The 22,553-nt window shown below is 55.1% G+C and carries 20 protein-coding genes and 1 tRNA gene; 12 read left to right on the plus strand and 9 right to left on the minus strand.

What is annotated here, in order from left to right; genetic code table 11:
- Positions 1-36: 36 nt before the first annotated feature.
- From ACR3E7_RS00110 to ACR3E7_RS00125, 4 genes are all read right to left on the minus strand, one after another.
- Entirely contained in the window at positions 37-1,269 is a 1,233-nt protein-coding gene (locus tag ACR3E7_RS00110) for a COG3904 family protein (protein WP_480719381.1), read from the minus strand.
- Between the two features lie 517 nt (positions 1,270-1,786).
- Complete coding sequence (locus tag ACR3E7_RS00115) at positions 1,787-2,209, minus strand: hypothetical protein (RefSeq protein WP_480719383.1); 423 nt, start codon at positions 2,207-2,209, stop codon at positions 1,787-1,789.
- Positions 2,210-2,270: 61 nt separating this feature from the next.
- Positions 2,271-2,720: a hypothetical protein gene (locus ACR3E7_RS00120; protein WP_171126927.1), complete on the minus strand. Its 450-nt coding sequence runs from the start codon at positions 2,718-2,720 to the stop codon at positions 2,271-2,273.
- A gap of 8 nt (positions 2,721-2,728) precedes the next feature.
- Positions 2,729-3,685 carry an SEL1-like repeat protein gene (locus tag ACR3E7_RS00125; protein WP_171126926.1) on the minus strand — a complete coding sequence of 319 codons (957 nt, stop codon included), beginning with the start codon at positions 3,683-3,685 and terminating at the stop codon, positions 2,729-2,731.
- Between the two features lie 507 nt (positions 3,686-4,192).
- Here ACR3E7_RS00125 and ACR3E7_RS00130 point away from each other — a divergent pair.
- Positions 4,193-4,495, plus strand: a complete 303-nt coding sequence (locus tag ACR3E7_RS00130) for a hypothetical protein (protein ID WP_170436918.1) — start codon at positions 4,193-4,195, stop codon at positions 4,493-4,495.
- Positions 4,496-4,950: 455 nt separating this feature from the next.
- On the plus strand, positions 4,951-5,742 hold the full coding sequence (locus ACR3E7_RS00135) for a class I SAM-dependent methyltransferase (RefSeq protein ID WP_170758886.1): 792 nt from the start codon (positions 4,951-4,953) through the stop codon (positions 5,740-5,742).
- A 243-nt stretch (positions 5,743-5,985) separates the two neighbouring features.
- Here the strand turns inward: ACR3E7_RS00135 and ACR3E7_RS00140 are convergent, their stop codons facing one another.
- Together ACR3E7_RS00140 and ACR3E7_RS00145 are read right to left on the minus strand one after the other, a co-directional pair.
- Positions 5,986-7,479: a DUF1254 domain-containing protein gene (locus tag ACR3E7_RS00140; RefSeq protein WP_170660758.1), complete on the minus strand. Its 1,494-nt coding sequence runs from the start codon at positions 7,477-7,479 to the stop codon at positions 5,986-5,988.
- 48 nt (positions 7,480-7,527) lie between these two features.
- Positions 7,528-9,024 (minus strand): DUF1214 domain-containing protein, encoded by a 1,497-nt coding sequence (locus ACR3E7_RS00145; protein ID WP_480719385.1) that lies wholly within the window; start codon positions 9,022-9,024, stop codon positions 7,528-7,530.
- Between the two features lie 96 nt (positions 9,025-9,120).
- Between ACR3E7_RS00145 and ACR3E7_RS00150 the strand changes: the two genes are divergently transcribed.
- Entirely contained in the window at positions 9,121-10,143 is a 1,023-nt protein-coding gene (locus ACR3E7_RS00150) for a helix-turn-helix domain-containing protein (protein ID WP_480505491.1), read from the plus strand.
- A gap of 913 nt (positions 10,144-11,056) precedes the next feature.
- Positions 11,057-11,578 carry a hypothetical protein gene (locus ACR3E7_RS00155; protein ID WP_170660761.1) on the plus strand — a complete coding sequence of 174 codons (522 nt, stop codon included), beginning with the start codon at positions 11,057-11,059 and terminating at the stop codon, positions 11,576-11,578.
- Positions 11,579-12,187: 609 nt separating this feature from the next.
- Here the strand turns inward: ACR3E7_RS00155 and ACR3E7_RS00160 are convergent.
- Positions 12,188-13,231: a helix-turn-helix domain-containing protein gene (locus tag ACR3E7_RS00160; protein ID WP_480505493.1), complete on the minus strand. Its 1,044-nt coding sequence runs from the start codon at positions 13,229-13,231 to the stop codon at positions 12,188-12,190.
- Between the two features lie 190 nt (positions 13,232-13,421).
- Between ACR3E7_RS00160 and ACR3E7_RS00165 the strand changes: the two genes are divergently transcribed.
- The 6 genes from ACR3E7_RS00165 to ACR3E7_RS00190 all read left to right on the plus strand — a co-directional run bounded on the left by ACR3E7_RS00165 (position 13,422) and on the right by ACR3E7_RS00190 (position 19,832).
- The gene (locus tag ACR3E7_RS00165) at positions 13,422-14,939 is read left to right on the plus strand and encodes a metal-dependent hydrolase family protein (RefSeq protein WP_170343540.1); all 1,518 of its coding nucleotides are present in this window, start codon (positions 13,422-13,424) and stop codon (positions 14,937-14,939) included.
- Positions 14,940-14,990: 51 nt separating this feature from the next.
- Entirely contained in the window at positions 14,991-16,376 is a 1,386-nt protein-coding gene (locus ACR3E7_RS00170; protein ID WP_480505495.1) for a metal-dependent hydrolase family protein, read from the plus strand.
- Between the two features lie 73 nt (positions 16,377-16,449).
- Positions 16,450-16,851, plus strand: a complete 402-nt coding sequence (locus ACR3E7_RS00175) for a hypothetical protein (RefSeq protein ID WP_170356696.1) — start codon at positions 16,450-16,452, stop codon at positions 16,849-16,851.
- Positions 16,852-16,878: 27 nt separating this feature from the next.
- On the plus strand, positions 16,879-18,051 hold the full coding sequence (locus ACR3E7_RS00180; protein WP_480505497.1) for a dipeptidase: 1,173 nt from the start codon (positions 16,879-16,881) through the stop codon (positions 18,049-18,051).
- Positions 18,052-18,172: 121 nt separating this feature from the next.
- Positions 18,173-18,502, plus strand: a complete 330-nt coding sequence (locus tag ACR3E7_RS00185; protein WP_170356698.1) for a DoxX family protein — start codon at positions 18,173-18,175, stop codon at positions 18,500-18,502.
- A 76-nt stretch (positions 18,503-18,578) separates the two neighbouring features.
- Entirely contained in the window at positions 18,579-19,832 is a 1,254-nt protein-coding gene (locus tag ACR3E7_RS00190; RefSeq protein WP_170356699.1) for a carbohydrate porin, read from the plus strand.
- A 632-nt stretch (positions 19,833-20,464) separates the two neighbouring features.
- Here the strand turns inward: ACR3E7_RS00190 and ACR3E7_RS00195 are convergent.
- Both ACR3E7_RS00195 and ACR3E7_RS00200 read right to left on the minus strand, forming a co-directional pair.
- Positions 20,465-20,540, minus strand: a tRNA-Ala gene (locus ACR3E7_RS00195).
- Between the two features lie 141 nt (positions 20,541-20,681).
- A complete protein-coding gene (locus ACR3E7_RS00200) occupies positions 20,682-21,008 on the minus strand; it encodes a TIGR02300 family protein (protein WP_170775209.1) in 327 nt (108 codons plus the stop codon).
- 100 nt (positions 21,009-21,108) lie between these two features.
- Between ACR3E7_RS00200 and ACR3E7_RS00205 the strand changes: the two genes are divergently transcribed.
- Both ACR3E7_RS00205 and ACR3E7_RS00210 read left to right on the plus strand, forming a co-directional pair.
- On the plus strand, positions 21,109-21,804 hold the full coding sequence (locus tag ACR3E7_RS00205; protein WP_480505500.1) for a M48 family metallopeptidase: 696 nt from the start codon (positions 21,109-21,111) through the stop codon (positions 21,802-21,804).
- Positions 21,805-21,834: 30 nt separating this feature from the next.
- Entirely contained in the window at positions 21,835-22,482 is a 648-nt protein-coding gene (locus ACR3E7_RS00210) for a GntR family transcriptional regulator (protein WP_170775205.1), read from the plus strand.
- Positions 22,483-22,553 lie beyond the last annotated feature (71 nt).

Below are 22,553 nucleotides of genomic sequence, written 5' to 3' on the forward strand. Positions count from 1 at the left end.
AGATCCAGCGGTTGTTGCCCTGACTTTCCCAGGCCATCAACGATCCTTCGTATTCCCAAAGCGAAACTTTGTTCCCACCAAAGCGGGCGCCCACGCGACCTGTTGCTTTTTGACAGTCCGCTTCTCGGGAGTCGGGCTCGAAAGGGTCGCCAGCCGGGTTTCTGCTGAATGCAGCGCAAGGGCGTGTGCTCCGGCATCCGTCGCAAAAGACTCGCCCTCTTCGTCATAGGCAATGGATAAGCCCGGTTCGCCCGAATAATCTGGATGAAAGATACCGAAACTGACATAGCCTTCCGTATCAAGTGAGGCCTCGCAACTCTCGCCGGTGTGAGGATCCATTTCGAAAACTAAACGTATCCTATGCTCTTCGAAAAACGCTTCGCCAATGGGGTAGTTGTGATCATCGCCGAAATGAAGTTCATATGGATTACGTGCGGAACGGGCCTCTGTCCAATACCAATGATTTACGCATCCTTGATAGGCGGTCTTGTAGTTCATTTCTGGTCGAGCTAGCGGATAGACATCGATACCCCAGCGGCCAGCATCGTCAACGGTTTCGATGTAGCGCATCTCCGAAGCCGGTGTGTTGAGCATCGTTTCAATCAATGTGGCATCCATCCAGGTCTCTCTTCCTGAGTAAGCCTCACCCTCTTCGTTTTCACCGACATTCAGAATTCGCAGGAGATCCGCGATCACGTTAACTGATATAGTGAAGGCGTGGTTCACCTGGGCCTTGTTGTAGTCTCCATCTTTAACCACCAGCGCTGGAGCGTGGAAGCCGAGCTGGGCTGTGGGGTGCATCGAACGCGCCGGAATTGGATCTGTTTCCGAAAACTCGCGGGTTCCGGACATGAAGATCAACGCGCATGCCGATGCACAATGGGCGCCCGCTTCGAGACGCGTCACGACAAGAGGAGAGATGCTGCTTTCAGTCCGGGGCCGATCGCGGCGAATTTCTTCGGCAATGGCGAGGCCCTCGGTCATGGACCCGCCCGGACTGTTAAGGCACAACGTTACGATGGGCCATTGCTCTTCCGTGTGTCGATCAATATCGGCAAGTAAGGATCGAAACCTGTCCGCATCACCTGCTTCGATAGGACCGTCCAAACGCATGTTGCATTGGGTGAAAGGAACCCCGGGCTCTAGGTTTCTTTCGATTTGACTGCTGGTGATGCTGATCTCGGCAGCATGCGCGTCCGGAGAAATTGCGAAGACCGCAAGATTTGACACAAGCAAAAAAATGGACACGTGAGAGAAAAGATTTGCCATATGTGGTCCCGCTGTTGTTCATGGGCGCTCGACGTACTCAGAAGCAGAAAAGCCTGAACTGATTTCCTCACACCCTCCGACAGAAGGCTCAGGTTGTTTCACAGGGTCAAGAAAATACTGAAGAAATGTTGGAATATCTTTAAGTTAACTGAGGTTCTACTCAGTGAATGCTTCAATTGAGATCTAAGACAAAGTTGTAAAAAGGTCGAGCTGGCAAAGCTCTTTGTGGCTGACTCTCTTTCGAGCGGTGGGCAAAGCGGGTCACCCCTTGATTTCATGCTGTCTTAGCGATGAAATCGTCCAGCAGTCACCGGTTTCCTCGCCAAAGTACTGTCGTCGGATGGGACCCCAAACAAGATCGTGATGAACAAAAGTGGCGCAAAGGCGGGAAGCATACGAGAAGTGAATAGGATTCTGAAGCGGTCTAATCTGTATCGTCGTCAACCTCTGGATAGTGTTTCTCAGAAATCTCCTCCGTAGTTTGGCTTCTTCCGATGCGCTCCGCGCCGTCCCGCTCTTAGCCCCCTGATCGAGAGGCTTTAATTTTTCGCCACCCGTTGAACTCACACTCTTGATACATCTCTTGCATCTGAGCGGCTAAAGCGTTGATCCGAGCATCAAGCTCCTGTATCTGCCGTGCGTGATTTTCATCCCCCATCACGCCTTTGCAAGCTTTGACTGCACCAGCTTCTATTACTGGCACAAGTTCAATGAACTTGTGGAATCTGTATCGGTCACAACTGTGGAGTGGTAGGATACCACTTGTGTGGATTGCGTTCCGAAAGAGTTCTCTCTCATTGAGGCAATTTAATACGTCCTCAGGGATGTCCTCTGAGGCGTGAGCCTTGGCGTACTGTTCATAGTTATAGATTGCGATGCATCCCAACATCGCCAGAAGAGAACCCTTAATAACTTTAACTGCCTTCGATATATTTTTCATCGTTTAGTTTCCTTAGTGCACTCTGCGCTGCCCTGCTATTGATCGGAACCATTCAGTGGGACTATGGACAGAATATCCGACCCCAAAACTCGCTTATGCGTTTCTGTTCGAAAGACAAGTGCGCAACCTCAACGAGATTTAGGCGCTTTTCGCCGGTGTTCGACAAATGTCCAAAAAGCGTGAGTTCAATCATCACATCGTCTTCGTAATACTGGAAGACTTCCGTTTCGCCGAACACCTGAACCGGGTCGGAACTGATGAACACATACTCACCCGACAGGGGTATGACGACACTCTCGATATAGAAGTCGGCCTCGGGCGCAATATCCAGAATTTCTCCATTCTCTCTATGACCATCCCACTGGACCTCACAGAGCACAGTATCAGCGTCGATCCTCAGAACATGAGGCTCTCGGTCTCGAATGAATGCCTCTGGAGGCCAAGCCTCTTCAGCCTGGGCAGAAGCGCCAATTGAACAGATCAGGGCGCACAACCTCACAATACTTTTCATCTTTTGCCTCAGCAGTGCTCAAAGAAATTTATGATGCAGTCTTTAGCCATTTGCTCGGCTTCTTTGACCTCTTGATATGACAAGGCAGATGCCATCTCATTAAGTAGTCTCACTCTATCCGGATTGTCCTCGCCAAACCGAAGAGAGATGATCATCCACATCAAACCTTTCTGAATATCTCTCTCAACTCCCTTCCCGTTGGCATACATCAAACCAAGAAGTGACTGAGAGTTCGTATCCCCATGTCGCGCGCCAAGAGAGAGCCACTCATGCGCCATAGCATCGTTTTGCTCAATTGTGTCCGTTCCGCTATAAGCACTGGATCCAACGTGGAAAATTGAATTAACCTCGCCGGCGCTGGCAGCCTCTTCATACCAATAAAGGGCCTGTTCAATATCAGGAGTAAAGCCTTCAACTCTGGGTTTCTCGAGTACAGAGGCATAAGCATACATTGCCGGAATGTAGCCCTCTTCCGCCAAGACTTCGAAATAGCGTACTGAAGTAGGGTCCTCACCCAAATGCATTCCAAAGGCGTCTTCCCATCTCTCTTCAAGTTCCGCCCAGCCGCGGATCATATCCGCCACTTCATCGCTCACGTCAGCATTGGCCAAGCCGTACACTTCGGGATTTGTGTTGCCATTAACAATATCGAGTACAGAATATCCGAAATTATCCTCACTGAGCACACTGGCGCCTTCAGCAAGAAACATAGCAACTACTTCCTTCATTGGGCCACCGGCTCGACCCATGTGCCAATGTAACGGAGTTTGTCCACGTTTCTTGTCACGGGCGTGCACGTCGCCACCGGCAAAAAGGAGTGTGGATGTGAAGATGATTGCATCCTCATCGTCCGGGTCCAGCGCGGCCCAGATCAACGGCGTTCTTCCGTCTTCCATATGCCCGTTGGCATGCTCGCCATCTGCGACAAGAGGGATGACATCAAGCCCGGAGTCGAGACTGAACATAAAGTCTCGGGAGCAGAGTCTGTCGCACTCGGGTGTTTGTGAATGCGCAATACCGGCAAGCATAACAAGGATAGAGGAAAGGATCGTTCTTCGCATTCTTGGGCCTTTGGAAAGCTAATCTGAGTTGCGATCATCTTTAGTGACCATAACAGCTCACCCAACAACAAATTCTATTTCTTGAGTGTGATTGCTCTTAAAGTTATTGAAAAGACACACTTGTTCCTGTCATTTGCTCCATGCCGGCTCGCCGAGTAAGTTCCTACTGCTTTTCACGAGCACGGTTGGCGGGCGAAGTTTCAGGGCCGAAAAAGTAATACAACTTGCTGAAGAAAATGCTGGTATTTTGCAAGACCTCGATGTCGCACAGCTTGTGCTTCAACAACGTGTAGGAAGGAAGTTCCGATCGTCCTTGACCGACTGAAAGCGTTCCTGGCAAAGCCACGGAAGCCTGATGCCAAAGAACCGTTGTCGTTAAACGTTATTCTGACGGAAACACACGGTAGACTTTTGGAACTGTCGTTCGCTGAAAGTTCACCGGAGCGGCAGAACGAAGTCGCGTTCTTGCTTGAATTTATGCTCAGCGAGTTGAGCTTGACCCAACCAGAAGCCTTAATCGAACCAAAGAATTTGGCCCATGAATTCATATCAGCAATGATCGACAAACGCGAAGATGATGCAGCTAATCTTGAAAACGCAATTCTTCACTTGGTGCGCGGTGCTGGTCGCAGTGAGGAACAAGTATCGAGGGTCATGATGTTCATGGTTGCTCCAAACAGAGCCAACGATCTCAGCCGGTCTCCTGTCGGATAACCATCCACCTTCTGAGTTTTGCATAAACTGTTGCCGGAAATGCGCAGGAGATCAGAAACCTCATCAGTATTCATTTCGACTTTGCTAGTGTTGCCAGGCTGAATGCCAAAGACAGCCTAGGCGCGTTCAATGCGCGACCTCGAGAGTTGCGCAGCTCGCCCAATGACCATTTGTGAATGCAACTTTAAGCCCCGATAAACAGGATGCTTCATTACTACGGCGGCTATTGAAGTGGTGTCTCAGTTTCGAACCGATGTCAGCTTCGTCCGCAATGCAGTCGTTCAAGCCGAGTGCAGCGAATAGCTGCTTCGAGCCCATTTTGACGGATGCTGCACGGCGCATGAATGTCCGGATTAAGCGACAAGCCTGAACACTACACAATTAAAGGCGGTTTGACCTGAGAAACGGGACGCGCATACGCTGTCGTCGACAAAAAAAGCGACAAAGGTTTTTTCATGACATTTCAATTGGCAGGTAACGGACCCAAAATTTACGAAGAAGTCATGGTGCCCCTTTGGTTTGGCCGGTGGGCTGAAGCGCTTGTTGAACAGGCTTCACTAGGTTCTTCGGAACGTGTCTTAGATGTTGCTTGCGGAACAGGTGTGACGACCCGACTGGCGAAGTCAAAGGTTGGAACTAGCGGCCAAGTCGATGGTTTGGACATCAACGCGCCAATGCTCACCAAGGCACAAGAATTAGCTGTTGATCTCGATATTCGATGGATTGAGAGCGATGTATGCGGGAGCGGACTGCCTTCAGGGTCTTACGATGTCATTCTTTCGCAGCATGGCTACCATTACTTTCCGGAAAAGCCCAAAGCTCTAAGCGAGTTCTTGCGGCTTCTGGTTCCAGGTGGGCGCCTGGCCTTCTCAATCTGGGATGGGCATAGCGCTTACACTGAAGCCCTATGCTCTGCTGTTGCCCACCACATCTCCCCCGAGATTGCAGAAAAGCAAAGGGCTCAACGGCAGACGCCAACAGCGAAAAAATTAAAACAGCAGGTCGCGGATCAAGGGTTTTCGGATGTGGCCGTTCACCGGCAAGAACTGATGATCGATGTTCCGCTTGCGCCCGAATTTGTGCCCATGCATCTGGCGTCTATGCCAATTGCAGGCGCGTTTCTCGCACTCGGAGAAGAGGCGCAAAATGCCTTGATCCAGGAGGTCGCGGAAAAGCTCGACGCATATGTTGTAGGAGATAGACTTGTCTATCCTGACGCGGTGAATGTTGTAACAGGACGAAAATAGCATCCCCGCGTCGCTAATTCCTGTGTGAAGCCACAACCCAGTTAGGTTGATATCCAATCGCAAACTTGCTGCGTCTGGCGCTGAAAGCAGACGTTGGCGGAGTTGTGGCGAAAGTACGCTTTGTCCGCACAGCAGACATTCATGCTTTGGACAGCGAATGTCTTCTTCGAGCCCGAAGCGGACACCGAAAAAATGTCAGACGACGCCAAAAAGTAGCGTCGCCCGATAGTCGCGGTTGTCGCTTTATTCTACCAGTTCCAGATCACCGGGACGCCAGGTCTTGTCGAACCAAGGCTCGAGCGGGCCGTAGAGGCGCATCATCACGTTGAAGCTTTGCCCGGGCATGGTTTGCGCCCAGTTGTTCTCCCAACCTTCTGGGGCTTCTGGACCAAAATAGATGCTGGTACTCCCATCCTCATTAGGTTTTATCCCCGGTCTATTAGAGTCGATACCACCGGATTGCTGGTCAGTTTCAAGGATTGACCGAGTCTGTCCGCTATACAACATAAACGACGCAAAGTTTTTGGCGGGAACCGGCGCCGGTAGCGTTACCTTATAGGTTTTTGAGCCGTCAAGGTACTGTCCGTTGCTGTCTCGCGCTGTCATCGCATAGACAGACCCCGTCCCGACCGGTGGCGAGGTCATCGCAGGCGTTATGCCCGTTGCCATATAGAAAAAGTACGACCGATCATCGAGGATGCGCGCGCCGTCCTCAAGAAAAAGATAGCTCTGGCGTTGGAACGGTGAGTTCCATTGCCGGTCGTCATAAAAGAACACTCCTGGATCGCGCGAGGCATACGTGATCGCTCGCGCCGTGGCGTTTGCGATTGCTGCTGCCTCCTTGAAAATGGCCTGCATACGGGCATCGGGTTCGAAGGGCTCGTCCTTCTTGATCCCTATGGAAGCAAACGTTCCTACAATTTCCGGACTGAACGCACCAATTGGATTGTTTTCGAGTGCGACGTGGATCTCTTCAAAGAAGTCTTCGTTGTTCGCGTGAACAGTGTTGTGTTGAACACCGGAGATATTCAGGAAAGTTTCCGCGGGAGGATTGTCCGCTTCACTAAGCGGATAGATATTCAGACCCGCCTTGATCTCGGCAACAGGGCCAGCCGTATCTCCGTCTGCGTCTGGCGAGCGTCTTAGCAACAACCAGTGCTCATATGTCTTTGTGCGTAGTTCGAAGTAGCCCTCGGGCACCGGCGTTTCATCGTCGTTGTGCAAAAGTAGATACTTGCCACCTTCTCCCTTATCCGCGCCAAGCGCCCCGATATCCGTCACATAGTCAAACGCGGCGTCATCAAGCAACCCAAGCAGGCCTGCCGGAACCTCAATCACCATCGGGCCATCCGAGATATCGACATTCGAACCAATGTAGATTGTGGTTGTATTGGGCGTCAGCCAGATGGACCGCGCGTCCAGCAGGTCTTCTGCAATCACGACGTCATTGGGACTGACGCCCAAGTCTTCGTATCCCTGAAACATAGCTCGAAGCGAAGCGATCTTCATGCCATCCAGGAAAGCCGTCGTTGCTCTGATCAGATCAAGGTTGTCGAAGACTTTCTCCACCGTCTCAGGTGATGGCATACCATCGAAGAATTCCAGATCACCAAGCGTCTGGGTCTCGACCTTGTCTGGTGTAAGAACATTCTCAGGAACGTCGGCTTTGAATTCTTGGGCTGAAGAATGCGATGCGAGTACCAGGGCAGTCAGCACAGCTAACGACTTTGTTTTCATTGTTCGCTCCATTGGGAATTACTGTTTGTTTTGATCAGTTTACTTTTTCTAGATCGCCCAGCATCCAGCCACTCTCCAGCCATCCTTCTTGCGGCCCATATAGACGAAACAAAAGGAAGTACGGCTCTGTGGTTGGTATCCAGTTGCTTTCCATGCCTTCCGGTGCTTCTGGTCCAAAAAGATGTCGTAAGAACCGTCTTCATTAGCCTGCATCGCATCAGTGTCGCGCTCGGACAAACCGACAGGATCAACGTTCCGAATGAAGCTCTTGGTCTCCATCGAATAAACAATCACGGACCAGAAATCGTCGGCAGGTGTATCCGCTGGGACGTTCAGTTTATAGGTCTGATTGTGATCGTACATTTCCCCGTCGCTGTCGCGCAGGCCTGTCAGATAAAATGTACCTCCGCCCAGTTGTTTCGGCAGGTATGTAATCCAGAAATAACTGCCGCCCGCACGCGCATCCACAAGGACTTCGGTCTCAGTCTCATAGGGGAAACCAGCCTCGGGTTGACCATCCGCGAAATCCCAAATCAACCACTGGCTCCTCATCTCGCCGCTATCGTCGACCCAAAGTGGGATCATGGCTTTCCCGGGCGTCACAAAGTAGTTCTGCATCGAGGCGTACGCGAGCAACAATCCCTCGTTCATTGCCTGCATTTGAAATTCACTTGGTTCGAAAGGCTTTCCCTTCTCGATCCCGAGATCTTTCAGAAAATTCACCATAACCTTGTCTTGTGGACGGATCGGGTTGTTTTGAACGTAATCGTTCAGGTCCTGAAAGAATGTCTCGTTGTAGTATGGAAGCGAGTCGTACGGCACTTCTGACGCTTCGAGATAGTTGTTGGGTGGCGGATTGTCGGCCTCGGACAGGTAGTACACTTTGATCGTCTGAGCGTACTCGGCCGCATCGGCGTCCGTTCCGCCATTCGTCAGTTTTGGCCGGAACGAAAAACCATATTCGTAGGTATCTGTTTCAAAGGGAAGGTATCCCGCCTCAGTTAATTCCTCCAGGGACATATCCCCCTCGTAGCCTGGGGGTAGCATGAGGTACTTGCCGCCGGCACCTTCGTCGAAACCATCGGGACCAACGTCCACGATAGGAACATCCCAAGCATTCACGATTGTACCGAAGTAGTTCACCTTTTCGGTGGCAGCGGGCACTTCAATGACAAGGGGACCGGGTTCCGAGGTCATTGAAGCCCAAGCATAGGCCGTAACATCGTTAGCCGTAAGAAACCCATGTTTGGAATCGAACGGCTTATTGAGATAAATGATGTCGTTGTAGTCGCCACCGAGGTCGCGGCGAATGCCCTTCAGAAAATCGATCATACCAGCGGCGGGCATTCCCCAGATTGCAGTCTGAGTGGCGCGCTGCACCATGATCTTGTAATCAATGTCCTCGACTTCGGCTGATCGTGCAAGGATGTCACCCGTGTCATTGAAAGACTGGGAAAGAACTGGCGAGGAAGAAATACCCACAATAAGCGCCACGCCAAAAAGACGCGTCGACAAACCGCTGTGTGATGGCCCAAGTATTTTCATGGCGCAATGCTCCCTGCTGTTTGTGGAAAGCTTGCACATCCGTTCAGCCGATGCGTATCATTTCACGACACGCGGGCGAACAAGCGGGTTGACGGATTGAACCTACCACCGATGATTTCGGCCAAGGCCTTGGGCGCGATGCCCCAGTTTGTGCTTGAGGCCGCTGGGGAAAGACGCCTGTTGCGTGCTTTTGACTCTGCCGATCTTCCTGTTCACTTCATTGAGGAAAGAGGCGGTTACATCTCGGAGCATGCCTTGGCGACCTTTGTGCACGAAGCCGCACGATCCTCGGGACAACAAAACATCGGATTGTTGTGGTCACCGTATCTCACTGTCGCTGACTACGGCGCCTGGGGAAGTTACGTTCTTTCTGCTCCAACGCTGGGGGCAGCGCTAATACGAGCTTCTGCCGTCATGCCATTTCATTCGTCCACGGATCGCGCGTGGCTTGAAACTTCGGGCACTAGCGTGCGCTACTGTTATCGTTTTGGACTTCGCTCGCATTTCGCGTATCCGGACATCGGTTTCTCGGCCGTTGGGGTTTTTCTGAGCATATTCCGCGCGTATTTAGGAAACGACTGGAAGCCATCGGCCGTGCTCTTGGACTTCCCGAAAGTTCCTGGGTTTGTCGAGGCAGAAGACACTTACGCTTGTCCTGTAATCTGGAACGCCACCCGCCTTGGGGTTGAGTTTGAAGCTTCGGCTTTGAGCTCCGAAGCCGCGCCCAAAAAACTTAGCGGAGGCTCGACAACTGTCGGAGATATTTCACGCGAACGATTGGGCGGCCCACCTCAAACACTTAGAGGACAAGTCGAGGAAGTGGTTTGGCAACAACTTCATCGGGAGGAAATGTCGATTGATGCCACCGCGCGTTCGCTCGATCTTGGCGTTCGCACACTACAACGGAAGTTAGCAAGCGAAGGGGTTCGTTTTCGCGAAATCGTCAACGATATCAGGGTAGCAAGGGCCGAGGAACTCCTCATAGATACGCGTGAGACAGTCTCCAGTATCTCCTCCATGCTAGGATATGAAACCGCAAATAATTTCAGCCGCGCATTTAAGAAGGTAACGGGATTGGCACCCTCTGACTATCGCCAAAGGAATTCCGGTCATACTTGAATGGTCGTCTGCAAAAGCAAGCCGCTGGCGTCTGCATTGCTCACAAATTAAAGTTCAGGTTGGATGCGACGAGTAACCGCGTCCAACCCGAGTAGGGCGGGAAGCTAACCTAGTTCGATCACTTTATACGTTTTCTTTTAGGATCAAGAAACAAAGTGAACTGGAACAATGACAAAGTTGCAGACTATTTGCTTGTAGAGGTGATTCTATCTGTTGCCCCGCGTCGATTACCCTGGGATAGGATCAACGCGGGGCTGTAGGAAAGTGCTAGGTAATCAAATGACGCCCGCACTCACTACGGGAAACATTCTGATATTTCGATGCTTGCTCTATTTATGTATCCAATTTGGATATTTGATAGATCCAACTTCTTAAAAGTCGGAGCATGCAATGCGCACACCCCTCGAGATGGAGAGCTTTGGTCGCGAGTTAACCGAGCACCTTCTTAGAATTGTTTGGTTGCTTATGTTGGTTGATACTTTTTTGGAGCTATTCCAAACAATTACTCAAAAAGCATCCACGAGATGGAAAATACTTCTGTAAATGCAGCGACGAGCTTTTGTAGTTCTGTTTTGGGTGCAGCCCCTAGTCATTTCCAGACACGAACCAATGGAATTGGCGAAAAAACCCACGGTCGTTCATGGGATGGGAGACGACCGTGGGTATCAGTTAGGGGTATGATAGGTACGAAGCCATCATGAGTTTGGATCAAAACTCCCACAAAAGATTTGTATTTTGAAAGAGGAGCTTGCGAGTTGTTCAGGCTATAGGTGTTCACCGACGTTCCGCAGTGCTTTTCGAGCAGTTGTTTGCAAACGACGCTTTCACTCGTTGAAATGAATTCACATCGAAATATTTGCTTTTGTTGCGTCGTAGGTAGCTACGCGACGCATCATCTAATTGGGAGGAATACATGAAATATGCTGCCATTTTTGCCGCCGTGGCAATCTCCGCTTATGCAACTGTTGCCGCTGCCAAAGACCCAGTTCCGGCAAGTAGCGACAACTTCGAGATTTACAGTGAGGTTGAAGGCTGGACGGTTTATGCTGACAACGACTCTGGTACATGCCTGATAGAAAAAGTCTTCGAGAGCGGGAACGTCATGCAAATGGGTCTAACCAAAAACCAAAAACACGGTTACTTGGGAGTATTCACGCAAGCTGACATAGACATCAAAAACCGTCAAAAAATAGAAATAGCAATTGACGACTTCGTGTATGAAGGTCGCGCAAAAGGCATAAAAAGCAAGAAGCTAGCGGATGACTACTCTGGTGGCTATATCGTTGTAAAGGACGCAAACATGGCGACTGCCGTGGCCGAAGGACAGACTTTGATCGCATTTCCAAAGAAGTCCGCAAATTTCATTGTGGACCTAACCGGTACAAAGAAGGCTATGGAAGAAGGGCGTAAATGCAACCTTGCACTTGCAAGCTAACTTAGGCCGTTGCTCAACCTCAAAAAAGTTGAGTCGCCTTTTCGTCAAACCCTTTGTGGCCCCGCAGTTTGCGGGGTCATTTATTCGTCATTTTTTGTCTCTTCGCCTCAAGCATCAAGGTTTTGGTTAGCCCGCCGAAACTGGTGCGGGCGTTGTCTAGAAAGCAACGAATTTTGGTTTATCCGAGTGAGTGGCCAGATCGAGTGCGATATTCAAACGAGGCAACGCGGTCTGTTATTTCCCGTGTCTGCTTTGACCGAAACTCTGCCGTTCAGCAGATTTCAAAGAACGTCCAGCGCCGTTCAATGCAGACGTTCAGGCGAAATTTCTCGGAATGACCACCAACAATGACTGCTATCCGTTCCTAAGCCGTCATCTGACTTAACGACTCAGATGACTGACTTGAGCCCGAAGGCGACTTAGAAATTAAGTGCAGCATTTGTCGCTAAGGGCGGCAAACGGAAGTTCGCTGCGGATAGCACGGAGGTCTCCTTTCCCATCGATTGCTCCCGGCGAAGGGCTCGCCGGTTCATGCATCTCTTCGGCATTACCTTGGGCGACCGAGGTCCCAAGAGATTTCGGTAGCTGAAAAGTCGCAGCGGGGTCAGGCTAATCTGCAGGCGCACCGGCAATTTGGGCCTCTTGTGCCTCCTTCTTGCGCCAATCTTTCGGGGACATGCCGAAGTTCCGCGTGAAAGCACGGGTCAGGGCCGATGTTTCGGATAAGCCGACCAATTGGGCAATCTCTTTGATCGAGTGATCAGACCCGGTGAGCAACTCCGAGGCCCGTTCCATCCGGAGTCTGTTGATCACCTTGGAAGCCGTTGTCCCGTAGGAGGACAAGCGCTTGTTGAGCACCTTGGTGGTGATGCTGCACATCCGGGCGGCCTCGCTCACCGTCAGCGCCGGATCGGACAGCCTTGATCGCACGAGAATTTCGAAGCCTTCGAGGTAGTCCAGGGGCACATCGACCTGAACCGGTTCTTCGATATCATTGTCGTGGTTCACGAGGAGTTCGGGGTTGATTGGAAGCGACAGCCAGGCCGCCGGAAAGCGGATGGAGAATCCCCTGTTGTTGCACTTGATGCCCCGCACGCCATGAAACTGCTCCGGCAGCAGGGTCGGATCGCAGAGGCGCAGAACAACCTGGGTTGGATCCCATCGGAAATCGAGAACACGGTGCAGCAGGGAGATCCAGATCCCGACGAGAAAGGCGTCCGAATGGCCCGGCGACACCTCGGGTTCGAAATTGCGACTGGTGGTGAAGTAGGCGTGTTCCTCCTCGATCACGAGCCGGAAGGACACCGCGTTGCTTTCCTTCGAGACGATCTGGGTGAACCGGGTGAAGAAATCGCCAAGGGTCACCGACTGGCCGAGGAGCGCCCCACGCGGCAGGAACTTCAACAGGTCTGTCTGTTGTCCCGCCAAGGCGCAGATATCCGGCCGGGTGATGTCGGCGATGGAGGCCAGCGCCGCATAGACCGTGTCATGCGGGATGAACTCGGCCGGGTTCAGGACCTGTTCCTCGCTCAATCCATGCAGCCCGAGCGCAAAGGCCGGATCCGCATCGAGCCGCCGCATCATCGCTACGACGGGGCCGAGGACCGTAGCACGTACGAGGGACAAACCGTCCTTTTGTTCTCCTTGCGGCATCCACATCACCCTTTCGCTCTCCGACACGCTACGGGCGCGGGCGCCTGACGGCCAAGCAGAAATTGGCTGAAATTGACCGGATCGGGTCAGAAAAATGCACCACGGGATCAGCGGGTCAAAGAATCTCGGGGCACATGTGCATAGTGGGAGGATCGGTCCGCAGGAAGACCGACCCCTGGGAGGACACCGAATGACAACACTCAACCTGAAGGCGTTGCTGCCGGCCATGTCAATGGCAATTGCGCTCACGACGCCTGCCATTGCGCAGGATATCCCCAACATTCCATCAGAGGTCACGCTGTTCAAGAACGTGATGGTCTTCGACGGGGTGAATGACGGCTTGAAAGATGTCGACGTGCTCGTCGTCAAGAACAAGATTCACAAGATTGCAGAGGACATTCCCGAATCCGGCACGTGGGAAGTCGAAGTTCGAACGGGCGGAAGCAAGCGCCTGCCCGATCCTGTTGGCGGTATCGACGGCTATTCTTTCACCATCCAGACCGAACGCGGTATCGAGACCAAAGAGGTCGAGGTCAATGTGATCGACGGCGGCGGACGCACCTTGATGCCGGGACTGATCGACAGCCATGTGCATGTGAATATGTACAAGGATGGCACGATCCCGGGCCTTCAGGACACGACATGGGAGGAGATCGGCGCACGTTCTGCGGCCTTTGCGCAGGAAATGCTGGCGATGGGCTTCACAACCGTGCGCGACATGTGCGGTGCACATGGTGGACTTCGTGCGGTAATCGACGAGGGTTCGCTTCCCGGCCCGCGGATATACTCGTCCGGCGCCTGCCTCAGCCAGACCGGTGGTCATGGCGACTGGGGGATCGCCGGGCAACGCAAGAACGAAAGCAATCTTGAACGGCTGGAGATCACGCGGCTTGTCGACGGCCCTGCCGAAGTGCTCCACGGCGCGCGGCGGAACTTTGCGCTTGGGGCCAACTACCTCAAGATCATGGTCAGTGGTGGTGTGACCTCCATCAAGGACCCGATCTACCAGTCCGCCTTTACAGACGAAGAAATCGCCGCTGCCGTCGAGGTGGCCGGGGACATGGATTCCTATGTCGCCATGCATGTCTTCATGGATAGCGACCTGTCGCGCGCGCTCGATCTCGGGGTCAAAGTGGTGGATCACGGCCTGACCATAACGGAACCGACGATGCAGAAGCTGGTAGAGAAGGAAGCGTTCTTCTCGCCCAACCTGACCGCGTTGGCGCCCGAGGCGCTTGAGCATCCGATGCACCAGGACCCGACCTTCCCGCCGACGGCGAAGTTCCTCTGGTTGCGGAAAAACAGCGAGCAGTTGTTTGATCTGGTGCGGAAGTACAAGCCGAAGATGGTGTTCGATTCCGACTACGTGCTGCTGACCGGTGTGCCGTACCGGCAGTCGATGGACTTCACCAAGGCTTTCATGGCGCGTGAGTTCGGCAACCTCTGGGCCTTGCAGATGATGACCTCGAATGGCGGCGAACTGGCCGCACTGACGGGACGCGGAAACCCCTATCCCGAAGGCAAGCTCGGCGTGATCGAGGAAGGTGCCTATGCCGATATCCTCATCGTTGACGGAAACCCGCTCGAAGACATCACTGCCATCGGCGCTGTCGATACATGGTTCGATGCCGAGCCACGCGGGCAGGACGTGCCGAGCATTCGCGTCATCATGAAGGACGGCAAGTTCTACAAGAACACGTTGAACTGAACTTTCGGCGGGGCGCTGGCCCCGCCGTCAACATTGCGGAAGGGCAAACTTATGAAGCATCTTTTCAAGTCCACATTACTGGCGGGCGTGGTGTCGCTCGCTGCCGGCATGTCCTCTGCGCAGGACGAAGCGCTGCCGCAGACCCTGTTCACCAATGTCCATGTTTTTGACGGCGTGAACGAGGCGCGGATCGAAAACGCCAGCGTTCTGGTCGAAGGCAACCTGATCAAGGAAATTTCGACGGACGGGATCGAAGCGCCCAACGCAACCATGATTGACGGCGGCGGGCGCACGCTCATGCCGGGGATGCATGACCAGCACGTGCATTTGCTGGTGTTCAACCCGCTCAGTGACGGGTTGCGCCAGAACATCACGCCCTTCCATCTTGGTGGCGTTGCAACGATCCGGTCCGAGCGCATCCTGATGAACGGGTTCACGACGGTTCGTGACCTCGGCGGACCGGCAAAGTCCATCGCGCGGATCATCGATACCGGTATGTTCCCCGGCCCGAGGATCTATTCCTCGGAGGCCTTCATCACGCAGACATCGGGCCATGCCGATTTCCGCAAGCTGAACGACCGGCATCCAACCCTGTCGGGGCAAGGCCCATCGCATTGGGTCGACACGGACATGAGCTTCATCGCGGATGGCCCGGAGCAGATCCGCATGGCGGTGCGCGAGAACCTGCGCCGCGGCGCAACCCAGATCAAGATCATGGTCAGCGGTGGTGTGACCTCGGAATTCGACCCTCTGCATTCACTGCAATATCAAGACGACGAAATCCAGATGGCGGTGAAAACGGCCGAGCAATGGGGCACCTACGTGACCTGCCACGTGTTCACCGAACAGGCGATCCGCAACTGTATCGACAACGGGGCAAAAACCGTCGAGCACATCCCGTTTCTGACTGCCGAAGTGGCCGAAGAGATGGTCGACAAACAAGTCATGTTCGCAACTGCGGTAGCACCGGTCTACTCGGTTTCAACCGAGCAGGCAGAGGCGTTTTATACGCCAGCCTCGTTCGCCAAATGGAAGAGCGTCCGTGACGCCGCCGCCAACATGATCGAGGTGATCCAGACGACACCGGGCATGATCGACCTCTACACGCTAGGCACCGATCTCATCAACAACTGGGACCAGACACTTGAGCAGGACAAGAAAATGAACGACGAGTTCAAATACCTGCACGAGGCCAAGTTCAAACCCTTTGACATTCTGCGGATGGCCACATCGAACGGCGCCCGCATGAACCGGCTTACGGGCCTGAACAACCCGTACCAGGATGGCCCGCTCGGCGTGGTCGAGGAAGGCGCTTACGCGGATCTCCTGCTGGTCGATGGCAACCCGCTCGAAGACATCCTGCTTCTGGCCGATCCTGATCCCAACCTGAAGGTCATCATGAAGGACGGCGTGATCTACAAGAACACGCTGGACTGAGGTGAGCACGGGGCGGTCTCCCTCGTCCGCCCCGCGTTTTCATCCGACACAAGTATCCGGGAAAGGACAGACTGTGAAACATCTCGCCTTTGGTACTCTCATGGCCCTCTGCGGCTCGATGGCCACCGCCGAAGACGCTGCAAACATGCGCACCTTTCTGTTCATCGGCACTTCCAACAGCGCCGCCTGGGAGATGCAGATCGCCAATCCCGGAGACCGCGCGGCCTCGGTGAAAGGTGGGATCGAGGCGCTCGGTGGAGAGCTTCTGAGCTACTACTGGGGGCTGGGGAACGGGAAGAACTACATCACCGTGGCCCTTCCGGACGACCCGACCTTCATCCAGGCCTTTTATGTCAGCCGCCTCGGCGACGGGCTGCTGACCGAATACCAGATGATCGAGTTGATGAGCAGCGCCGACATGGCCGAAGCCCTCGAGCGGGTGCAGGAGATCAAGGCGCAGGACGATCTCAAGTAACCGAAAGACGACGGAGAGGACGACACAATGAAACGAACAACAGGGCTTGCTCTTGCAGTGGTGGTTCTGGGTGGCCCGGCAATTGCTCAATCCGCGCCAAGCGACGAGGAGATCGCCGCCCGCATCGATAAACTGGTCGAGATGGCCGACCCGCGCGGCGATGAGGCGCGTAGGGGCGATCTGGCATATCGGGAGCGCTATGCCGACGCCTTCATGATCGACGCGTTGGCGGTCGGATCGCCGGGGTTCGAGAGTATTGCTTTCCTGCTGAAGGATTGGGAGAGCCTTGCGGATCATTACGAGGGGTCCGGGTTCGCGGCCTTCAGCACGACAATTTCGAACGGCTCGGAAGGCGCGCTCGCGGTGCTGGAACGTATCGACGTGATGCAGAAATGGGTCGAGGAGAACGCTGAGCGCTTCGTGATTGCCACGACCGTTCAGGATCTGCGGGATGCCAAGGCTGCCGGAAAGGTCGCGATCATGCTCAATTCCCAGAGCATGGACATGCTGGATGAGAACCTCGAAAACGTCCAAAGATACTGGGATCTCGGCATCCGGCAGATGAACTTCAGCTACAACCAGACCGGCGCCTATTCCGCCGGCATGGTCGCCAACGATCCGGCTATTCCCGATAACGGCGTGACCGAGTTGGGCTACAAGGTCGTCGCCGAGATGAACCGTGTTGGCATGATCGTCGATTGCTCGCATTCCTCCTGGCAGACCTGCCTTGACGCCGCCGAGATCACCGCGAAGCCGATGATGATCTCTCACAGCAACTCTGATGCGCTCTTTGGCAATTTCCGAAACGTCACGGACGCGGCCATCCGCGCGGTTGCGGCAACCGGCGGCGTGGTGTGTGTCAATTTCCTTGGCGGCTTCCTGAATCCGCAAGGGGACGCCACCCCCAAGGCGATAGCCAAGCATATCGACTATATCGGCCAGATGGTCGGCAAGCAGGCGACATGTTTCGGTGTTGACTACGTGGAGAACTACGGTGTCGCCCTCGGTCCGATCATCAGCAACCCGGAGAAATACCCGCCGGCGCAGGGCTATGGCCTGCCGACGCAAATGGCGCCGCCCGCCGATGCCTGGGCTGTCGCGCAGGTTCTGGAAGACGAGCATGGTTGGAGCGAGGCCGAGATCCGCGCGTTGATGGGCGAAAACCTCATGCGCGTCTACGAGGCCAACTGGGGCGGGTAGGTCTTCTCCAAGGCTGCGAAAGTGTTGCGTTGGGCGGTCAATTGATCGCCCGAGCAGGGGACGAACAGGGAATGGAACACCAGATGATATTCAACCATGCCCGCAGGGGCCGGCGACACTCATGTTGATGATCGCAATTGGCCTGCTGTCCGCGTTCTTCTTGTTCGCCAGTTCGATCAAGATCCTTGGCTGGCAGAAACTCATCTTCGAAACGCAACTGGCGATGTTCGTCAAATACGGGCTGAATCGTCAGATCATGGCGCTTGTCGGGGTCGTCGAGCTGTTTGGGGCGGTGGCGATCTGGTTTCAGGGCAGCCTGCTCGGGCCGCTCGGGGCCGCCGCCCTTCTGGGCACGTCGCTTGGCGCAATCGGCTGCCACCTGATCTGGGACACATGGAAAGACGGCGTGCCCGCCATGATTACCGCCACCTTGTCGGCCTTGGTTCTCTAGTCCGGTCGGGATGTGGTTCTGGCGATACTTGCATAAACAGGCCGAAGAAAACCAAAAGCAACAAGAGAGAACTGATATGGGACAGGCAAGGCTTCTCGGTACGGTCATCGTTGCTGGCTTCTGGGTCTCAACCGGAGCCATCGCGCAGGAAAGCCCGCCACCCTCCGCCCTGGAGGCCGCCGCCGCAGTCTCGCTGGGTGGCCCGGCCTCCACGCAGGCCCAACTGGAGCAGGACCGGATCCGACGGTTGCAGGACTCTCGCTGGCCGGGGCTGGATGCCGCATTGGACCCCTTGGAGGCATCGCGACAAAGCTTTGCCGAACGCACCGGCCTGAACCTTTCCTTCGATTACCAGGCCTATTATCAGTCTGCGACCGAGAGCCTGACCGATATCGAAGAAGCCGCTTTGGGCCAGGCCCGCATTCTTGGCCAGTGGACGCTGCTCAACCGCGGTGGTGAAAACCCCGGGCAACTTGTCTTCTCATTGGAGAACCGCCACCTGCTTGGCACAGACATTGCGCCCGGAGGGCTTGCCGGAGAGATCGGCTATGCGGGCGTCACCGCAACGACTTTCAGTGACACCGACACGACCCTCTCCGTCGCCTACTGGTCCCAGACTCTCGCCGGCGGGCGGGCCGGCTTCGTGGCCGGCCGGATCGATCCGGGAGACTACTCGGACATCCTCGGCTACGTGAACCCACGCACCACGTTTTCCAATTTCTCGATCCTGTTCAGCCCGGTCCTGCCGCTCCCCGATCCCGGCTTCGGAATCGCGGGGGGCGGTTTCCTGACCGACCAGATCTATGCCCTCGGTGTCTTGTCGGACGCGAACGGCTCGCTGACCGATGTCGAGTGGTTCCCCGGTGGCCCCGAATTCTACAAATACGCCGAGATCGGATGGACCCCCGAACGCTCGAAGCGTTTTCTAACCAACGTTCACCTCGGCGTGTTTCACGTCGACGAACGCGCAGAGGCGGGCCTGCCGGAAAGTTACGGGGCGATCCTGTCAGCCAACCACACGATAAACGAGGAGTTCATGATCTACGGACGTTTCGGCTGGTCGGAGGGGGAGGCGCCGATCGCCCGGCGTGCGGCCAATGCCGGTCTTTTATGGCGGCCGGGCCTCTATGACGACCTGTTCGGGTTCGGCGCAACGGTCGCTGCCCCGGTGGATGAAACACTCGACACCCAGACGACGATGGAAGCCTTCTACCGGTTGGACCTGTCGGACAATGTCGCCCTGACGGCGGATGTCCAGCACCTGATCAACCCGGGCTTCAACGATCAGGACCCGACCGTGTTCGGCCTGAGGCTGCGGATCAATCTTTGACCCGCAATGACTTTCGGCGCGCATTCCCGATGCCCGGCGTCCGTGCCGGTTGTCGAAGCGGTGCCTGGTCAGGCAGTGAATTGACCTGCCTGGTTACAACAGTCTGCGGCTTGATGAACAGAAACCTGCGTGTTCAGCGTATGTAGCTCAACTTGCCGACTTGCTGTGTTTCCGAAAACTGCCGTTCCCGGTGTGTGACCCAAGAGTCCGCTAAGGGCCGATTGCGACCTCTTGCACTAAGAGACCGATTGGCGGCTTCGTCCGCATTGCGGATAATCATCGGAATGGATCGGGTGTCTGCGTGGACTTCAAAGCGGTCTTTCGTGCTAAGTGCACCAAATGGCCAAGCAGCTGATGTACTCTCGGCGTAACGAGTTTGTAGCCGCGCGGGGGTGGCCATATCTCACCTGACTTGGCAGTCAAAAAGTCCAGATACCCCGCGCTTGGTGTGCGTGGGGTATAAACAAAACTACGCCGCGTCCGGGTGAGGCCGGGGGGTGGGGTGCGACATTCCGACTCGGTTGGGCCTCGGGGATACGACGCTGGAAGCCTCGGCAAGCGGCGTGAATTTAGGGTCAGAATAGGGGCAGACGCGCAATGACGCGAAATAGTTCAATAAAATCAATGGATTTTGGTGGAGCCTAGGGGAGTCGAACCCCTGACCTCTTGCATGCCATGCAAGCGCTCTCCCAACTGAGCTAAGGCCCCATCAAGGTACTGCTTAAGCAGTGGGCGGACATTTATGAGACGGCGGCGATGAGCGCAAGTCCAAAAAAGGAATTCTGGAAAAAACTTTCGCCCCAATATCCGGGATGGTTCGAGGCGACGCAGGGTCGCCTCTGAACGGGATCAGTTTTCGTCTTCCGACGACATGTCGGTGATGTCGTCCAGCGAAACATCATCATTGCTGTCGTCATCATCATCCAGCAGGTCATCGTCCAGATCGACATCGACATTGTCGTCATCGTCCAGAACCAGATCTTCGTCCGACGCTTTCTCGCGCGCTTTGGCCGATGCCGCATCTTCCGCGTCAGCAGCAATCATCCGGCTTTTGCCGGTGTCCAGTTCCACGATCTCGCCGGTATAGGGGCTGACGATCGGGTCCTTGTTCAGGTCGTAAAACCGCTTGCCGGTTGTCGGGCAAACGCGCTTTACGCCCCATTCTTCCTTGGGCATGTGAAATCCCCTTGATATCAGGTGAGTCGTAATAACGATTCAGGTCACGTGCCACATGCAGCGGGCACTGTCAAAGCCTTTGAGCAGGAGAAACCGACCCATGGGGGATCACGCCTTACCGGGAACGCCTCGGGTCCCGTTGACGTTACGAAAATCGGCGCGTGCGCGGCGGATCAGCCTGCGGATTTCCCAACTGGACGGGCGGGTTACGCTGACCTACCCGCGAGGGGTGCCCGAGGCCGAAGCGCTGAGTTTTGCGCGCGCCAAGGAGGATTGGATCAGGCAGCACCTGCAAGACCGTCCTGACACCGAACAGGTTCAGATCGGCCAGAGCATACCGGTAGAAGGGGTCGACCGGCGAATCGTTGCTGCACAGGGACGCCGTGTTACCTTGATGGGCGGTGAGATCGCGGTGCCCACAGGGTCGGAAGGGCGCAGGCTGGCTCGGTTCCTCAAGGAATTGGCACGCGACCGGCTGACAGAGGCCTGTGATGACTATGCGGCAATGCTGGGGCGGGACTATTCCAGCCTGACCATCCGGGACACGCGGTCGCGGTGGGGTTCATGCAGTTCGGCGGGCGGGTTGATGTTTTCCTGGCGTCTGATCCTCGCCCCGTCCGAGATCCTGCATTATGTCGCCGCGCACGAGGTGGCACATTTGGTCGAGATGAACCATTCTCCAGCGTTCTGGGCGCAGGTGGAAAGGATTTTCGGCGACTACCGGGATCAAAGGCGCTGGCTGCGCGACAACGGGGCGCAGCTTCATCACTATAGATTTGATAGCCCGCCGAGTTGACGGCGGGGCTGGATGTGATCACATGGGCACATGCAGAGCCCTCGTTCCTCCGACTCGCAGACCGCGACACATGACCGGATCTATCGGGCGCTGCGCGCGCGGATCATGCATGGCGAGATTGCACCGGGCCACGCGCTGACCTTGCGTGGGATCGGCAAAGAGTTTGGTGTATCCATGACGCCCGCCCGCGAGGCGGTGCGGCGGTTGGCAGCCGAAGGGGCGCTGTTCCTGTCCTCGTCCGGGCGCGTTTCGACGCCTGAGTTGACCAATGACCGGATCGAAGAACTTGCCGCCCTGCGCGCACTGCTAGAGGTCGAATTGGCTAGCCGCGCCTTGCCGCGTGCCCATATTGCCCTGATCGACCGGTTGCAGAGCATCAACATGACCGTGGCCGAAATGGTCACGAAAAGGGACGCGGTAGGCTATATTCGCACCAATCTGGAGTTTCACCGCACGCTCTACCTGCGCGCACAGGCCCCCGCGATGCTGGCGATTGCAGAAACGGTCTGGTTGCAGCTGGGGCCGACCATGCGGGCGCTTTACGGGCGTTTGCGCCGGACCGAGCCGCCGCATTACCACAAGCTGATCATAGCCGCGCTGAAAGCGGGGGACGAGCCGGGATTGCGCTTGGCGGTGCGGTCGGACGTGACCCAGGGACTGCGGATGCTGGTCAGCTAGGCGGCTTGCCGCCGAAGGGCCTGTCGCCGTGTGAATGGACGACACTTTGCTGGCTTGGGGCCGGCCGCTGC

The organism is Ruegeria sp. BK1, from assembly GCF_056535645.1.

Coding starts and splice junctions, on each gene's coding strand:
- ACR3E7_RS00185 (WP_170356698.1), top strand. CDS start 18,173: ATGTTGATGATCGCAATTGGCCTGCTGTCCGCGTTCTTCTTGTTCGCC.
- ACR3E7_RS00145 (WP_480719385.1), bottom strand. CDS start 9,024: ATGAAAATACTTGGGCCATCACACAGCGGTTTGTCGACGCGTCTTTTT.
- ACR3E7_RS00135 (WP_170758886.1), top strand. CDS start 4,951: ATGACATTTCAATTGGCAGGTAACGGACCCAAAATTTACGAAGAAGTC.
- ACR3E7_RS00180 (WP_480505497.1), top strand. CDS start 16,879: ATGAAACGAACAACAGGGCTTGCTCTTGCAGTGGTGGTTCTGGGTGGC.
- ACR3E7_RS00160 (WP_480505493.1), bottom strand. CDS start 13,231: ATGCCGCAAGGAGAACAAAAGGACGGTTTGTCCCTCGTACGTGCTACG.
- ACR3E7_RS00165 (WP_170343540.1), top strand. CDS start 13,422: ATGACAACACTCAACCTGAAGGCGTTGCTGCCGGCCATGTCAATGGCA.
- ACR3E7_RS00120 (WP_171126927.1), bottom strand. CDS start 2,720: ATGAAAAGTATTGTGAGGTTGTGCGCCCTGATCTGTTCAATTGGCGCT.
- ACR3E7_RS00200 (WP_170775209.1), bottom strand. CDS start 21,008: ATGCCCAAGGAAGAATGGGGCGTAAAGCGCGTTTGCCCGACAACCGGC.
- ACR3E7_RS00115 (WP_480719383.1), bottom strand. CDS start 2,209: ATGAAAAATATATCGAAGGCAGTTAAAGTTATTAAGGGTTCTCTTCTG.
- ACR3E7_RS00110 (WP_480719381.1), bottom strand. CDS start 1,269: ATGGCAAATCTTTTCTCTCACGTGTCCATTTTTTTGCTTGTGTCAAAT.
- ACR3E7_RS00125 (WP_171126926.1), bottom strand. CDS start 3,685: ATGTTCAGTCTCGACTCCGGGCTTGATGTCATCCCTCTTGTCGCAGAT.
- ACR3E7_RS00205 (WP_480505500.1), top strand. CDS start 21,109: ATGGGGGATCACGCCTTACCGGGAACGCCTCGGGTCCCGTTGACGTTA.
- ACR3E7_RS00140 (WP_170660758.1), bottom strand. CDS start 7,479: ATGAAAACAAAGTCGTTAGCTGTGCTGACTGCCCTGGTACTCGCATCG.
- ACR3E7_RS00190 (WP_170356699.1), top strand. CDS start 18,579: ATGGGACAGGCAAGGCTTCTCGGTACGGTCATCGTTGCTGGCTTCTGG.
- ACR3E7_RS00210 (WP_170775205.1), top strand. CDS start 21,835: ATGCAGAGCCCTCGTTCCTCCGACTCGCAGACCGCGACACATGACCGG.
- ACR3E7_RS00170 (WP_480505495.1), top strand. CDS start 14,991: ATGAAGCATCTTTTCAAGTCCACATTACTGGCGGGCGTGGTGTCGCTC.
- ACR3E7_RS00155 (WP_170660761.1), top strand. CDS start 11,057: ATGAAATATGCTGCCATTTTTGCCGCCGTGGCAATCTCCGCTTATGCA.